The 15,882-nt window shown below is 37.2% G+C and carries 15 protein-coding genes; 3 read left to right on the top strand and 12 right to left on the bottom strand.

Annotation, left to right across the window (positions count from 1 at the left end):
* Positions 1-7 precede the first annotated feature (7 nt).
* The 5 genes from AC6UD4_RS02300 to AC6UD4_RS02280 all read right to left on the bottom strand — a co-directional run bounded on the left by AC6UD4_RS02300 (position 8) and on the right by AC6UD4_RS02280 (position 5,232).
* Positions 8-1,180, bottom strand: coding sequence for an FtsW/RodA/SpoVE family cell cycle protein (locus AC6UD4_RS02300; RefSeq protein ID WP_500693904.1), 1,173 nt, complete (start codon positions 1,178-1,180; stop codon positions 8-10).
* A gap of 113 nt (positions 1,181-1,293) precedes the next feature.
* The gene (gene typA / locus AC6UD4_RS02295) at positions 1,294-3,129 is read right to left on the bottom strand and encodes a translational GTPase TypA (RefSeq protein ID WP_500693905.1); all 1,836 of its coding nucleotides are present in this window, start codon (positions 3,127-3,129) and stop codon (positions 1,294-1,296) included.
* Positions 3,130-3,228: 99 nt separating this feature from the next.
* Positions 3,229-4,020: an inositol monophosphatase family protein gene (locus tag AC6UD4_RS02290; protein ID WP_500693964.1), complete on the bottom strand. Its 792-nt coding sequence runs from the start codon at positions 4,018-4,020 to the stop codon at positions 3,229-3,231.
* Positions 4,020-4,316: a UPF0223 family protein gene (locus tag AC6UD4_RS02285; protein ID WP_500693906.1), complete on the bottom strand. Its 297-nt coding sequence runs from the start codon at positions 4,314-4,316 to the stop codon at positions 4,020-4,022. The genes AC6UD4_RS02290 and AC6UD4_RS02285 overlap by 1 nt, the downstream gene beginning before the upstream one ends.
* Positions 4,300-5,232 (bottom strand): Rossmann-fold NAD(P)-binding domain-containing protein, encoded by a 933-nt coding sequence (locus AC6UD4_RS02280; protein ID WP_500693907.1) that lies wholly within the window; start codon positions 5,230-5,232, stop codon positions 4,300-4,302. The genes AC6UD4_RS02285 and AC6UD4_RS02280 overlap by 17 nt, the downstream gene beginning before the upstream one ends.
* Before the next feature lie 187 nt (positions 5,233-5,419).
* On the opposite strand from AC6UD4_RS02280, the gene def reads away from it, so the two are divergent.
* A complete protein-coding gene (def, locus tag AC6UD4_RS02275) occupies positions 5,420-5,980 on the top strand; it encodes a peptide deformylase (RefSeq protein ID WP_500693908.1) in 561 nt (186 codons plus the stop codon).
* A 25-nt stretch (positions 5,981-6,005) separates the two neighbouring features.
* Here def and AC6UD4_RS02270 read toward each other — a convergent pair whose 3' ends face one another.
* Positions 6,006-6,500, bottom strand: coding sequence for a hypothetical protein (locus AC6UD4_RS02270; RefSeq protein ID WP_500693909.1), 495 nt, complete (start codon positions 6,498-6,500; stop codon positions 6,006-6,008).
* A 184-nt stretch (positions 6,501-6,684) separates the two neighbouring features.
* Between AC6UD4_RS02270 and AC6UD4_RS02265 the strand changes: the two genes are divergently transcribed.
* Together AC6UD4_RS02265 and rnjA are read left to right on the top strand one after the other, a co-directional pair.
* Positions 6,685-6,900, top strand: coding sequence for a DNA-directed RNA polymerase subunit epsilon (locus AC6UD4_RS02265; protein ID WP_500693910.1), 216 nt, complete (start codon positions 6,685-6,687; stop codon positions 6,898-6,900).
* Positions 6,901-6,902: 2 nt separating this feature from the next.
* Positions 6,903-8,582 carry a ribonuclease J1 gene (gene rnjA, locus AC6UD4_RS02260; RefSeq protein WP_500693911.1) on the top strand — a complete coding sequence of 560 codons (1,680 nt, stop codon included), beginning with the start codon at positions 6,903-6,905 and terminating at the stop codon, positions 8,580-8,582.
* Between the two features lie 109 nt (positions 8,583-8,691).
* On the opposite strand, the gene AC6UD4_RS02255 is transcribed toward rnjA, so the two are convergent.
* The 6 genes from AC6UD4_RS02255 to mnmA all read right to left on the bottom strand — a co-directional run bounded on the left by AC6UD4_RS02255 (position 8,692) and on the right by mnmA (position 15,815).
* Positions 8,692-9,687, bottom strand: coding sequence for an aldo/keto reductase (locus AC6UD4_RS02255; RefSeq protein ID WP_500693912.1), 996 nt, complete (start codon positions 9,685-9,687; stop codon positions 8,692-8,694).
* Positions 9,688-9,708: 21 nt separating this feature from the next.
* Positions 9,709-10,668: a ribose-phosphate diphosphokinase gene (locus tag AC6UD4_RS02250; RefSeq protein ID WP_500693913.1), complete on the bottom strand. Its 960-nt coding sequence runs from the start codon at positions 10,666-10,668 to the stop codon at positions 9,709-9,711.
* A 54-nt stretch (positions 10,669-10,722) separates the two neighbouring features.
* Entirely contained in the window at positions 10,723-13,179 is a 2,457-nt protein-coding gene (gene recD2, locus AC6UD4_RS02245; RefSeq protein WP_500693914.1) for an SF1B family DNA helicase RecD2, read from the bottom strand.
* A 10-nt stretch (positions 13,180-13,189) separates the two neighbouring features.
* Positions 13,190-13,921, bottom strand: coding sequence for a tetratricopeptide repeat protein (locus AC6UD4_RS02240; protein ID WP_500693915.1), 732 nt, complete (start codon positions 13,919-13,921; stop codon positions 13,190-13,192).
* A 13-nt stretch (positions 13,922-13,934) separates the two neighbouring features.
* Positions 13,935-14,591, bottom strand: coding sequence for a histidine phosphatase family protein (locus tag AC6UD4_RS02235; RefSeq protein ID WP_500693916.1), 657 nt, complete (start codon positions 14,589-14,591; stop codon positions 13,935-13,937).
* 99 nt (positions 14,592-14,690) lie between these two features.
* Entirely contained in the window at positions 14,691-15,815 is a 1,125-nt protein-coding gene (gene mnmA, locus AC6UD4_RS02230) for a tRNA 2-thiouridine(34) synthase MnmA (RefSeq protein ID WP_500693917.1), read from the bottom strand.
* Positions 15,816-15,882 lie beyond the last annotated feature (67 nt).

Genomic DNA, 15,882 nt, shown 5'->3' with positions numbered 1-15,882 from the left:
TTTCACCTTACTTCACTTTTTTATTACTACGTTCTCTTTTTTCTACTCTACTAATATAAAGGACTAGTCCAAGACAAATGGAAAGTGCCGTTATACTTGAACCCCCGTAACTGATAAATGGAAGTGCAACTCCAGTTAAAGGAATCATACCAACCGCACCACCAGCATTGAATAGAGTCTGAATAAAAATGTAGGCAGCAGTTCCATAACAAATCGTACTATAAAAAGTATCGTTAGTTCGACTGCCAACTGCGATAATTCTTAAAACGAGATACAACAAGAGTCCCAAAACGACTAAAATACCAACGATCCCAAGTTCTTCGCCAATAACTGCAATTATAAAATCAGTATTTGGCTCTGACAAGTAACCCATCTTTTGAATACCGTTACCAATCCCGACACCAAACCAACCACCGTTACTAATTGCATAATAAGAATTCACCAATTGATGTCCGGTAGTCTGAATGTACTTAAAGGGGTCGGAAAAACTAATTAATCGTTGAAACTGGTAACTATGAAGATGATCTAAAATTCCATCAAAGGGTTTAATCCAAATCCTAAAACCTAAAATAAAGATGCCAATTACAACAATCCAAATTCTTGAAGCCTTAAAGTTACTTCCGGCTGCCAGAATCATCATTAAAATAATGAATAAGTTAATTGCAAAACCACCGGTATCAGGTTGGAAGAAAATTAAAACGAGCATGATAATTGGAAGTAGGCTTGGCTTAGCAACAGTTCTAAACTCTTTAAATAACCCAACGTTCTTAAAGAATGGTCTTTCGTGTGCTAAAACATTTGCGTAATACAAGATGAATAACGGCTTACAAAATTCAGCCGGTTGAATACTAACTGGTCCAATTCTGATCCATCCGGCTGCCCCATTCGTACTAGTACCAAAAAACTTCAAAAACACTAAAACAACGGCCATAAAAACCATTGCTAACACATAGAACTTTAAGTTACCCTCAAGCAATTTACTTCTTAGCCTTGAAAAAAACAACAGAACAATAAAACCAACAAACACAAATATCGATTGCAGAATCAGATAACGAAACGCCATATTAGTATGAGCGCTTAGCCCTTCACTAGATGAAAAGACCATGACAATGCCAATCAAACTCAGTAATAGGTACGGTACCATAATGTACCAGTCTAGCTGTTTTAAGTATTTAATCATATTAATCTCCAACTGAATATGTAAAATCCATGAATTAATACCTCTCATTATACTAGTATCACCAAATAAAAAAAGACTATTTAGCAATGGTTAAATAGTCTTAATTATTTTAATTAATTGTGACGACGCTTCTTAGCTGCCTTTTCACGTTCATTAGTATTTAAAATTCTCTTTCTCAATCTGATATGATCCGGAGTAACCTCACAAAGTTCATCCTCATTTAAGAATTCAAGTGATTCTTCAAGGGTCATATGAACTGGTTCCTTAACCTTCGCAATATCTTCGGATCCAGCCGCACGAACGTTGGTCTGATTACGGCCACGGGTAATATTAACCGAAATGTCATTATCTCGTGCGTTTTCACCAACAATCATACCTTCATAAACATCGGTACCAGGATCAGTGAAAATCTTACCACGGTCTTGGACAGCCATGATGGCATAAGTAGTCACTTTACCGGAATTAATTGAAACCAAGGTCCCATTACGACGACCAGGATTCCAATTTTTGATAGCTGGAAGGTATTGACTGAATGAATGGTTCATAATTCCGTATCCACGAGTCAATGACAAGAATTGGGTGCTGTATCCAATTAACCCACGTGATGGAACTAAGAAAGTCATTCGAACCTGACCATTTCCAACGTTTTCCATGTTTTTCATCTCACCCTTACGTTGTGACAAGGTATCAATGATTGAACCAGAATATTCTTCTGGGGTATCAATTTGAACGGATTCAAATGGCTCACACTTAACTCCGTCAACATCCTTATAAATAACTTCAGGACGAGAAACTTGAAGTTCATAACCCTCACGACGCAAGGTTTCAATCAAGATTGAAAGATGAAGTTCCCCACGTCCAGAAACAACCCAAGCACCTGGATCATCAGTGTCTTCAACTCGAAGAGAAACATCCGTATGAAGTTCCTTCTTCAGACGATCGCCAAGTTGACGAGCAGTCAGATACTTCCCGTCTTGACCTACAAATGGTGAAGTATTGGTTCCAAAAGTCATCCGAAGGGTTGGTTCGTCAATTCTCAAAACAGGAAGTGGTTCCTGCTTATCAGGGCTAACAACGGTTTCACCAACGTTAATGTCTTCCATTCCAGAGACAGCAATTAAATCTCCGGCCTTAGCCTCATTGATTTCAACTTTTTGAAGACCAATGAATCCCATCAATTTAGTAACACGGAACTTCTGAGTGCTCCCATCAAGTTTCATGAGAACAACATTATCCCCAACCTTGATCTTACCTCTGAAGACACGGCCAATCCCAATTCGACCAACGAAATCGTTATAATCAAGCATTGCAACTTGGAATTGTAATGGATCGTCTGAATTATCGATTGGTGAAGGGATGTTTTTGATAATGGTATCAAAAACCGGCTTCATAGTGTGTTCCTGCTTTGAAACGTCAGGATCATAACTTGAAGTTCCGTTCATAGCAGAGGCATAAACAACTGGGAATTCCAGTTGTTCTTCATCAGCACCTAATTCAATGAATAAATCAAGAACTTCATCAACAACTGCTTCAGGTCTTGCACCAGGCTTATCAACTTTGTTGATTACAACGATTGGAGTCAAATGTTGTTCCAAAGCCTTCTTTAAAACAAAACGGGTCTGTGGCATTGTTCCTTCGGCTGCATCAACAACCAAAAGGACACCATCAACCATTCGCATGATACGCTCAACTTCTCCACCAAAGTCGGCATGTCCTGGAGTATCCAAAATGTTAATTTGTTTGTCGCCATATTTAACGGCAGTATTTTTTGACAGAATGGTAATTCCACGCTCACGTTCAATCGCGTTAGAATCTAACGCACGATCTTGAATCTCAGTGTGATCATTCAATGTGTCAGATTGCTTTAATAATTCATTAACCAAGGTCGTCTTACCATGATCGACATGGGCAATGATGGCAATGTTTCTAATATCGTCTCTTGTTTTCAAAAATGTTTCCTCCTCAAAAAAGCAATTCAAAAATTTGCAATTTGATAAGTTAATAACCCAACTTCGATAAAAAAGCTGTGAGTCCATCACAGCTTTTGATTAACGCTTCGTCGAAATTTTCAGAATATCTTTTTGCGCCTTTTTTGTCGCTAACAAAACTGTGTTTGATGATAGCATATTTATGGGCTTGCCGTCAATAGTAGAAACGGTCATCCCAAGCGTTTCAGCAAGAACACGACCAGCAGCAATATCCCAAGGCCTTAAATGCGAAATATAACCGATTGTCTCCCCGCAAAGAGCAGCAACGATTTCGATCCCAGCACTACCATAAATTCGATAACCAGAACTAGCCTCTGCAATTTCTTGCATATGATAAACATCCCTAATAACAAGCGGACCACTCATTCCAATCAACCCATCTTCAAGAGAACCGTTAACTGGAGGATTCATTGTCTCAGAATTAACATAGATACCAATATCAGGGCCACCATGATACAACTTGTTATTTATAACATCATAAATGAACCCGAGCGTTGGTACGCCATCGATATAATAGGCAATCATCATTGCGAAGTGATTACGTTGCTTTACAAAATTCATCGTTCCATCAATTGGATCTACAATCCAAACCCGTCCGTTTAAATTGTCAATTTTGTCACCTAAGCCCTCTTCACCAAGAACTTTACTGTCAGGTTTAAGTGCTTTTAGCTGTTTTACAAAAAATTTTTCGTTGTCTTTATCAATGTTTGTAACTAAATCTTTCCTTCCAGTTTTTTCATCTACGTCTAAATGACCATTTAATCTTTCCATGACAAACGCACGTGCGGTTTTTAAGATTTGGCAAACATCTTGATCAATTTTATTTAAATCATCTACTGTTGTGATGGAAATCATTCCTTTCGCTTAATGGTCTTTAAATCCGAGTTTTCTTTTGCTAATTTAACAACATGATACACATCTAAACCAGACTGCTTTTCAAAATCTCTTTGTAAATTATTTTGTTCGACTCTTGCCGGATTAATCTCACAGAAGCGTCGATAACTATCCATTAGTTTCTTTCGATTAACTCCCTTATTATTATAAGCCATTTCAATATTTTCAAAGAAATGACAAACATCAATTAATTCTTTTCGACTCCAATCATCAACAATGGGATAAGAATAACTATCATTAGTTTTTCGAGGCATTTTTTCCTCCATTAATCACGGCTGCAATAATATTATTGGCCCATTCAACGTCTGAGTTTAACTTTTTTTGTTCGTCCTCTGAAAGCTGAAGTCGAATCGATTGAGCTGCTCCATTTCGATTAATTAGTTTGGGGCTAACATCCAGCCTTAGCTCATCTTTTTCTTTATCAACATTTACAACTGAACAAATTAACGATTGACCCTCATACATCGAAAAAAGTAGTCGGACAATAGCTTTACTTTGAATCATTTCATTAATAACAACCCCCTGATCATCAATCACTTCTTGAACTTGAGTAATGATGTCACTACTATAGTTGTTACTATCATCAGCCAGGTATGAAAGCAAGGTTGCAGGACCAATGTAAACCCTACTCCACGCGACTAAATTATTAGTATTTAATCCTAAGACATTGACATTAATATCATCAGCACTAACGTCAAAATTCCTCTGGAGCTCATTCTTCAGTAGCATTTCTTGGGGAAGAGTTCCAACGCCAATGATATTTTGATTATCAAGTCCAGAAAAACTTGCTGCAAAATACGTAAAAACTTCATCATGTGGGGCATCAATCACTATTTTACCGCGAAATCCATTTGAGACACAGTCATTGATTAAATTCCTTAGTTTATCAATTTCCGGTCTCAAGTCTTCTGCAATTTGAGTAGCATCCGTCAACTTGGGATTATAGAAATCAATGTTTGGCAAATACAATAATGCATCGAAATTATTTAATTCTGGCTTACTTGCAATCTGGATTGACAAGTTATGACACATCTTACTAGAAAAGACGGTTGATCGAACTTGTTCACTGTCGTCTACTTGGATAGTAACGGGAAAGTCTAAAACAATTAAAGCGTTCAAAAGTGATAAGATCCTGGTTATGCTTCCTTTAATTAATATTTTTGGTTGCATTCCAATTCCTCCATTCTTTGTTTTTAAAGAATTTATTAATTTTTTGCTTGTTAATAAAATACCATTTCAAATTTCTTTTTGCACATAAGAGTAAATTAAAATACTGAAATACCATGAAATTAACTGGTTTTGCGATTTATGATAAAATAACTGGTAGAAGTTGACATGAATTAGGAGGTAAAACGTTATGTACTTAATGAAAGACATAACTCGAGAGGGAAATCCTGTGTTACGGGAACAAAGTCAACCCGTTAAATTTCCACTTAGCGATGAAGATCGTAAATTAGGCGAAAAAATGATGAATTACTTGGAAGTTAGTCAGGATCCTGAACAATGTAAAAAGTACCATTTGCGAGCAGGAGTTGGTTTGGCAGCTCCACAAGTTGGACAATCCAAATCGATGGCTGCTGTTTTAACCCCACCAGAAGGCGAAGACCAAAAATCGCCCTTCAAGGCAATTATGATAAATCCAGTTATTATCTCAAACTCCGTTCAACGTGGTGCATTAACTGAAGGTGAAGGATGTTTATCGGTCGATCGTGATGTCCCTGGTTTTGTTCCGAGGGCAGACCGTGTTACGATTAAATATCAAGATTTGAGCGGTAAAGTTCATCAAGTCAGGTTAAAACACTACCCAGCCATCATTGCTCAACATGAAATTGATCATCTTCACGGAACTCTGTTTTACGATCATATCGACAAAGATGATCCATTTTCCAAAACCGAAGATGAAGTATTTTTTGATTAATATTGTTTTTTTGTGGGAGACGTTACTACGTCTCCCTTTCTTTTTCATTTAACTTATCCAAATCACTTAAATATTCATGAGTTGCAGGATTAATAACATTGGCTACATCAAAAACCATTACGCTTTTGTTCAACCAACAGTCAGTCACAATCAACGTTTTTTTATGATTGGAATCAATAAAACCATCTGAAATGGCATATTCAGATAGTTTTTGATTAAAAAGGTCCCGTAAGAGATCCGCATCATCATAGCCCTCTTTTACAACGCAACGATATTCAAAAACCATCACTCCCCTACCCCAGAAATCAGACAGTACTTGTGACCCAACGTAACTTTGCACAATTTCACGTTTGTCTTCAACCTCAAAGTATTTGACCACTTTATAGATTTCGCCATCAACGCTATGCTTCATTTTTAACTGATACCTTTTGGTCGGTAAAGTGACAAAAAAATAGTGCAAACAGTTATAAATTAAAAAAGCAACAACAATTGCAACGACCAATTCTAAAAATATTTTCACTGTTCTTCTCCCATTATTGATTATTAGGTAAATTTATAGATCAATTCTAACATGAAACATGTTTGTCGATTCACATGATTCTATACTTATTTACCATAATATGCTAAAATATGATTAATTGTTGCGTTCCTGCAACCTAATGTACGAAAAATAACATTAAATCAACAAAAAAGGAGTAATTATATTGATTTACAAGGTTTTATATCAAGATGAAAATAATTCTAACCCTAAACGTGAAGCAACTAAAACGATTTACTTAGAAGCTAAAACCGTTGCTGACGTTAGAACTAAACTTGAACAACACACAAAGTACAACATTGAATTCATTGAACCGCTCGAAGGGAAGCACCTTGAATTTGAAAAAAATGATCCCGGTTTTAAAATTACGGAGTTTAACTAGTTATGAAGAAATTAAACATCAAAAATAACGAAACTGCTATTTATGGTGTTGGTGGACTCGGAGAAATTGGTAAGAATACTTATGGTGTACAATTCCAGGATGAAATCATCTTAATTGATGCTGGAATCAAGTTCCCAGAAGATGATCAATTGGGAATTGACTATGTCATCCCAGATTATCAGTACTTAATTGATAATAAGGACAAAATTAAGGCACTTGTAATCACCCATGGTCATGAAGATCATATCGGTGGTGTGCCCTTTCTTTTAAAGGTTCTCAACGTTCCAATTTACGCTGGCCCGCTAGCATTAGCATTAATCAAAAACAAATTGGAAGAGCACGGCTTGTTAAAACAGGCTGAACTTCACGAGATTAATGATAAGTCAGTTTTGAAATTTAAAAAGACGAGTGTTTCTTTTTTTAGAACCACTCATTCGATACCAGATACAATGGGAGTCGCTGTTCATACGCCTGACGGTGTCATTGTGGAAACGGGAGATTATAAGTTCGATCTCACGCCTGTCACTAATCAGCCGCCTGATTTACAAGCCATGGCCAAACTGGGTGAGGAAGGTGTACTCTGTTTGATGGCTGACAGTACCAATGCCGAAAAGCCGGTTTGGACTAAGTCAGAAAAATGGGTTGGAAAATCCGTTCGTCATATTTTTGACGAAGTCAAGGGCCGTATTATTTTTGCTACCTTTGCTTCCAACCTCTCAAGAATTAAAACGGCTATTGATACGGCACTAGCTCATGATCGTAAAATTGCTGTATTTGGTAGAAGTATGGAAGCAGCCATTGTCAATGGTAGAAAGCTTGGTTATCTAGACGTTCCTGACAGTGCCTTCGTCGATGCTCAAGAGTTAAAGCACTTACCGGCAGATAAGGTTATGATCCTGTGTACCGGCTCTCAAGGTGAACCCATGGCTGCTTTGGCTCGAATTGCTAACGGAACTCACCGACAAATTTCGATTCAACCAGGTGATACGGTTGTCTTTTCAAGTAACCCAATTCCAGGTAACACATTAAGTGTCAACCGGGTCATTAATGAGCTTGAAGAAGACGGCGCTAAAGTCATCCACGGTAAGATTAATAACATTCATACTTCTGGACACGGTGGCCAAGAAGAAGAAAAACTAATGCTTCGTTTAATGAAGCCAAAGTTCTTTGTTCCGATCCATGGTGAATACCGAATGTTAAAGATCCACACTAAACTTGCGCAAGAATGTGGAGTCCCTGCCGACCATTGTTTTATCCTAAAAAATGGCGAAGTACTTGCTTTAACAAAAGATAGTGCTCGTGTTGCTGGATACTTCAATGCTGGTGATGTTTATATTGATGGCAATGGCGTTGGAAATATTGGAGACAAAGTCCTAAGAGATCGTCAACTTCTTTCAGAAGAAGGCTTAGTAGTGGTGGTTGCTACCATCAACTTAAAGAACCAGGAAATCCAATCTGGTCCTGACCTTCTCTCACGTGGATTCGTTTATATGCGCGAATCAGGTGAATTACTTGATGAAGGACGAAAGTTAGTCTTTAGAACCATCCGTCGTGCCATGAAGAATAAAAATGCAGACGAAAAATCAATTAGTAAAGCAATTGTCAATGATTTATCAAACTTCTTATATGAAAAAACACAAAGAAGTCCCCTAATCTTGCCAATGCTAATCATGAACAATTAACAATAAGGGCTGAATCCAATTGTTTGGATTTCAGCCCTTATTTTAGTCTCATATATTATTATTAGTCTTAATAACAAAAAGGTACGCTTAGTAAGCATACCTTTTTTAATTATTTATACTTAACGATTTTGTCAATTTCATCTAATTCATCTTGAGTAAAGTCAAGATTATCTAATGCCTTCAGGTTATCATCTAAATGATCGACTTTTGACGCACCAGTGACCACACTGGCAATCGTTGGATCGTGTAATAGCCATGCTAATGACATTTGGGCAAGTGTCTGGTCACGATTCTGTGCAATATCGTTTAATTTATTTAGTTTATTAACAGCACTTTCATCACCATTAGCCAAAATAAACTTGTTAGTCTTATGCAATTTAATGTTACTTGGAATCCCCTTTAGATACTTACTAGTCAAAAGGCCCTCTGCCAAAGGACCGTAAGCAATAAAGCCATCATGATTATCTGCTAAAGTCTTAAGGGTCCCATCATCTTCCGGCTCTCGATTAAGCATATTATATGAACTCTGGTTAACTACAAACGGAGTCTTCAGTTCCTTAAATAATTTAATCATTTCAGCAGTCTGATGGCCATCATAATTAGAAATTCCAATGTAAAGTGCTTTACCTGCACGAACTAATCCATCAAGGGCTTCAGCAGTCTCTTCTAATCGAGTATTAGGATCAAATCGATGGGTATAATAAATATCCACATAATCAAGTCCCATTCTTTGAAGACTTTGATCTAGCGCAGTAACGAGGGTCTTCTTTGAAGAATAGTTACCATAAACACCTGGCCACATATGAAATCCAGCTTTAGTGGTGATAATTAATTCATCACGGTAAGGCTTTAAATCGCGTCGATAAACTTGGCCAAACATTCTTTCAGCAGCACCTGAACCGGGCCCATAGTTATTAGCTAAATCAAAGCTAAAGATTCCCTTGTTGAAAGCATGAAGCATTACCTTTTCACTATCTTTAAAATTAGCATCGTCACCGAAGCTGTGCCACATTCCAAATGATAATGCGGGTAACTGCAGTCCCGTTGTTCCTGCACGTCTTACTTTCATATTATCGTAACGATCATCTTTTGCTCTAAATACCATTAGAATCCCTCCAAATTTATATTACTTAAACAATTTACTTGTTGATTGTTCGTTCTCAATTAATTTTAAGGCATCACCAATCAGCTTGCCAACTGAAACGATCACCATTTTATCAATTCTCTTATTCTGTGGAACGACAATTGAATCGGAAACGATCACCTGTTTAATGGCTGGATCGGAAAGGTTTTGTCTCGCTTCTTCAGTAAGAACAGGATGAGTAGCAACTACATAAACCGCTTTTGCTCCCGCATTCATAATCGCTTGAGCAGTGATTTTCATCTTCTCACCCGTCACAATCATATCATCAACAACAATTGCCTTTTTACCCTTTACATCACCAATAATCGTACTAGGAACCTGACTTAGATCCTCAGGATTTCGATTATCAACAATTGCAATCGGAAGGTTCAAGTAGCCAGCCATTCCTCGTGCCTTGGCGACACTATTATAATCGGGTGAAACCACAACGGCGTCATTACTAATATCATGTTCTTTTAGGTAATTACCCATTAACTCAAGTGACCGTAAGTGATCAACTGGGATATCAAAAAATCCCTGAATTTGTGCCGCATGCAAATCAAGAGTAATCACTCGATCTACCGCACTAGATTCAAGAAAGGTAGCAATTAATTTTGCAGTAATTGGTTCTCTGGAACGCGCCTTTCGGTCAGATCTTGAATATCCATAGTACGGGATTACCACGTTAATAGTATGGGGACTAGTTCTTCGAACCGCATCAATCATAATCATTAATTCCATCAAATTATCATTAACAGGATCAGAAAGCGATTGAACGATGTAAACATCATCTCCACGAATACTTTCATCAATTGAAATTTGAATTTCACCATCACTAAAATGATTGATGGTTGCTTTACCAAGGTCCATTCCACTATATTCAGAAATCTTTTCTGCTAACGGACGATTCGAATTCAACGCAAATATCTTTGCCGACTTTTTTTCTTTTTTTGTTTTCACCATCAAGTTTCCCCTCATAACCAACTAATTACTACCTACATTATAATCGAATTTAATTCATTTATCATTATTAAAATTTTGAGGGGTAATTCCTTGCATCCCAATCATGGGATCAATTGTATTTTCAATAATCTGATCCTCCGATAAAATAAAATCTGAGGGAGTTTTCTTTTTAAAAGTCGGTCTGCCCCTTTTTGAATTGCCAATTACCTTTGGAGTAAACTCTTCGTCAATCACGTATTGTAACCGTTGCTTCAAAGTCGTTTTCCGATTAACCGATTCATTTTCAATACATTCTTCAAATGAATTTGGATCTCCAATCATAATCAACATTTTCGAAGCTCTAGTAACTGCAGTATACAATAAATTCCTTTTAAGCATCCTCTTATACTGAGGAACAATCGGTAAGATAACCATTTCGAACTCACTACCCTGAGCTTTATGAATCGAGGTACAGTAGGCAAGTGTTAACTGATTCCAGTCATTTCGAGTATAGGTAACCTCATTTTGATCAAACGCAATGACCAGTTTATCTAGATAATGCTTATTATCGCTATTAACTTCAATTCCAACGACTTTACCAATATCACCGTTAAAAATGTTATTCTCAGGGACATTTACAAGTTGAAGAACCTTATCGCCAATTCGATAAGTGGTTCCCCTAAAGTCAACTTCTTTCTGAGAGTCAGCCGTTTTAGGATTCATAATGTTTTGAATCTCAACGTTTAAACGATCAATCCCTGCAGTTCCACGATACATTGGAGCCAGTACTTGTACATCCGTAGAACTAAATCCTTTCGTTTTGGCCTTATTAACAATCTGCTTAATTACCGAATCAACTTGTTGGGTATTACAATTAATAAAGCTACGATCCCTTTGGTTTTTTAAAAGTGTTTTGGGCATCTCACCATTCTTGATATCATGGGCTAATTCTACAATGGTTGATCCGTCATTTTGACGGTGAATTTGGTTTAATTCCACGCTAGGAATTGTGTGAGAACGGAGTAAATCATAAAAAACCTGACCGGGACCAACCGACGGTAACTGATCTTTATCACCAACAAAGATCACCTTCATACCGTTTGGAACCGCCTGGCATAAAATTTTAAATAAGTCTGTATCCACCATCGACATTTCATCAACGATTAACAAACCACCCTCCAAATCATTGGCAGCTTCTTCATCGCCATGACCAGTAAGACCTAGCAAGCGATGAATGGTACTGGCAGGAATTTTAGTTGACTCACTCATTTTCTTGGCAGCTCGCCCAGTAGGAGCTGCTAATAATACCGGATATGCTTGTTCTTTATAGTCATTAATATCTAAAGATAAATCATTAGCTTTGGCAAACGTTCTAACAATTCCGTTGATAATAGTCGTTTTCCCAGTTCCAGGACCACCAGTAAGCAAAAATGCAGGGTTTATCATTGCTTCATTAATGGCTTTTTTCTGAGAGTCGTCATACTCAATTCCGACCTCACTCTCAACTTTGCCAATTATCTTAGAAAAATCATTAGGTTGATCCTCCGCCTTTTTGCCACCCTGCTCAATTCGCTTGATGTTTTCAGCAATGCGTATCTCGTCATCGTATAGATTTTTTAAATAAATTTTATCTTCATCAACGACAATTTTTTGGTCTTTAGCTAAATCATACAATTCTTCACCTAACTTCTTATCGTCAATACTCTGCGTTCGATCGGTTTCAAGAATTCGAGTGCTTTCTTGCATCAATTCTCTAGTGTCAGAATACGTATTACCACTTTTAATGGATAAAGAGTCAAGAGCTGTCAGTAATCCGGCACGCAACCGTCCTTTATCGTTGTAATCTACTCCAACCTTATTCGCAATTCGATCAGCACGCTTAAAGCTAATTCCAGAAATATCTTCAACGAGTTGGTAAGGATTATTCTTAATGACTTCTAAAGCCTGCTCTTTATACTTTTTAAAGATGGCAGAAGCTAAGCTACTGCCGAAGCCATAACTATTCAGCCCAACGATGGTTTGTTCAACCCCATTATTTTCGTGAATTGCTTTTGTAATTACATCCTTTTGCTTCTTGGTTAATCCAACTGAATTTAAAACCGCCGGGTTTTCTAAAACCTTCTCAATTAAATTCGTTCCCAATTTGCTAACAACTTTTTCGGCAGTCTTCGGCCCGATACCAGTAAATTCATCACCTGATAAATAATTAACCAAACCCTTTTTGGAAGTTTGACCAACCCGCTCGTAATTTTCAGCTTGAAATTGCTTTCCATACTTAGGATGGTCAACCAACTTCCCAATAAAACGATAAGTGACATCATCACTAATATCCGCAAAGTTACCAGTGATAACAATTTCATCTTCATGCCAATCTACATTGGTTTCATTAACCTTTACCAGCAAAACTTTGTAGAAACTATCTGAACTTTCAAAAAAAGTTGTCTGAACTTGTCCCTTCACAAATGGTTGCTCGTTTTGAGATGAATTATTCAATTTTTCGTTCGTTTGAAATAAATCCATGGATTCAGACAATTATTTTCTCCTATTTTTTGGAATCATTTGGTTTCGAGTCATCAGGGTGCTCATTTTTTTGTTTATTTAATTGAACGACTTTTTCAATGTCTTTTATCTGACTTTGTTTGGCATCAAAATTTTTCTTATCGTACTTTTCGGCTTTCTTGAAATAATCATCAAATGGTTCACCAATCACCATCGCAATTAATCCCCGATCGAAATTAGCTTTCCCATCATTTGGATTACTTTTTAGAACTCGATCGTAAAAATCGGCTGCTTGATCGAAATCACCAAGTGCCATTAGGCACTCCCCCATCATTCGATTAATTTCAGAATCTTGCTTTGCTAATTCTTGAGCCGTTAATAAAAACACTAAAGCTCTCTTATAGTCCTTTTTCCCCATATAACTTTGAGCCAACATCACGTAAGCGTCTTTTTTTAACTCAGGATCATTCACCTGCTGAAATTGTTGAATGGCTTTTTCATATTCACCAGCAGAATAATATACGTTACCTAAACCATATAACAGCGTGCTTTTTGCTTTTTTATTTGAATCGCCAAATAAACCCAAAGCCTTCATTAATAACTCTTCAGCCTGGGTATAACTTTTAAGCTCAACTAAAAACACACTTAAATCATAGTAAGTTCGGTAGTCCTTGGGGTGATCATCAATATCTTTTACTAACTTATGAAGTGTTTCTTCCGCTTGCTTTTGACGGGGATCTTCCGTTGGTTTATTTTCTCGTCCATTATCTGTCATAGCCATCCTCCTATTACACTAAATCTGATTTTTCAACTTTCCTGTCTAAATAACTGGTGTTATTCCAATCCACCAATCGATACGTTTTTCCATGATTACTAGTTTCAATAACGGTAGTACTTGTATTAGCCAATCCACCACGTTTCCGTAAGTCTTTTAGTGGGATCCCTAATAATGAATTAATCAAAGCATTTAGAGCTGCTCCATGACTAACAATTAAAATATTATCGTTACTATTGTAATTTTGCGTAATTTCACCAATTTTACTTTGCATTCGTTTAATTAATGCAGGGAAATCCTCCCCACCAATTGCTTCAGGACGATATTGATCTGGATGGTTACGAAAGGCATCAAATTCTTCTGGGAATTTCTTTTGCACATCAGTAAATTTCATTCCTTCCATCTTACCGAGATGAAACTCTTCCAAGCGACTGTCCAGTGAAATGGAGACTGGAGATTTTAACCATTTTTGAATATGGAAAGCGGTAATTCGTGCTCTTTTGATAGGGCTTGCATAAATATGTGCAAATTGAACACCAGAAAGAAATTTACCCGCTTGATCCATTTCATGGTAACTTTCGTCAAGAAGCGGTGAATCACCTCCGGCACCTTGATACCTACTTTCAAGATTCCATTCGGTCTTCCCATGTCTCACAAAATAAAGTCTCATTTAAATCCCTCACACACATTGATATAGCTTTATTATGCCAGTTTAGAATTAAATTATCAAAAAAGTCCGACTCAAAACGAGTCGAACTTTGTTTAAATATTATACATATTGTAGTTCATGATCATTTTTAAACGCGGCATCAATCGTAGCGGTTCCTAAACATTCTTGACCGTCATAAAAAACCACTGCCTGTCCGGGAGTAATTGACCGAACTGGTTCATCAAAAGTTACCTTAACATGATTATTATCGTCATCAATATGAACGGTAACCCCAGTATCCTTTTGACGATACCTAAACTTAGCCGTGCAGTGAAAATCATTTCCTCGCGTATTGGAATCAATCCAAGAAAGACCAGAAGCAGTTAAATAATCAGCATATAAATGTTCATTGTCATAACCCTTTCCAACGTACAGAATATTCTTAGAAAGATCCTTACCAACAACAAACCAAGGTCGATTATCATAACCATCTCCACCAATACCGAGACCTTTCCTCTGACCAATTGTATAATACATCAGCCCATTATGATGACCCTTAACTTCACCATCAAAGGTCATCATTTTACCTGGTTTAGCAGGAAGGTATTTGCTAAGAAAATTATTAAAGTTGTTTGGACCAATGAAACAAACTCCCATTGAATCCTTTTTGTCGGCTACCCAAAGGTTAGCTTCTTTAGCAATTTTTCTAACCTCAGGTTTAGTCATTCCACCAACTGGAAACATTACTCGATCCAATTGATCCGCTGAAAGTTGACTTAAAAAGTAAGTTTGATCTTTATTAAGATCTGTGGAACGTAATAAGTGGTTGTGTCCTTCTTTATCACGTTTCAACTGAGCATAATGCCCCATTGCAATATAATCGGCACCAAGATCCATTGCATACTCGAGAAAAGCTTTGTACTTAATCTCAGTATTACAAATTACATCAGGATTAGGAGTACGTCCGCGTTTGTATTCCGCTAAAAAATACTTGAAGACCCGGTCCCAATACTCATGTTCAAAGTTAACAGAATAATATGGGATGCCGATTTCGTTAGCAACATGAGCAACATCCTTGTAGTCTTCAGTAGCGGTACAAACACCATCAGCATCGGTGTCATCCCAGTTCTTCATGAAGACTCCAACCACATCGTATCCCTGTTGTTTTAAGAGGTAGGCGGCAACTGAAGAGTCAACTCCACCACTCATACCAACAACAACACGTGTTTTACTGTTATCTTGCATAACATCACCATCATTCTTTAGATTCTGAAAATCTACGATTTGAAGGTCGCAATTCCAGTATTTACTA

Source organism: Fructilactobacillus sp. X3R5C2, from assembly GCF_059901175.1.
Note: the sequence above shows the minus strand (reverse complement) of the source record. Positions and strands in the feature narration are given on the sequence as shown.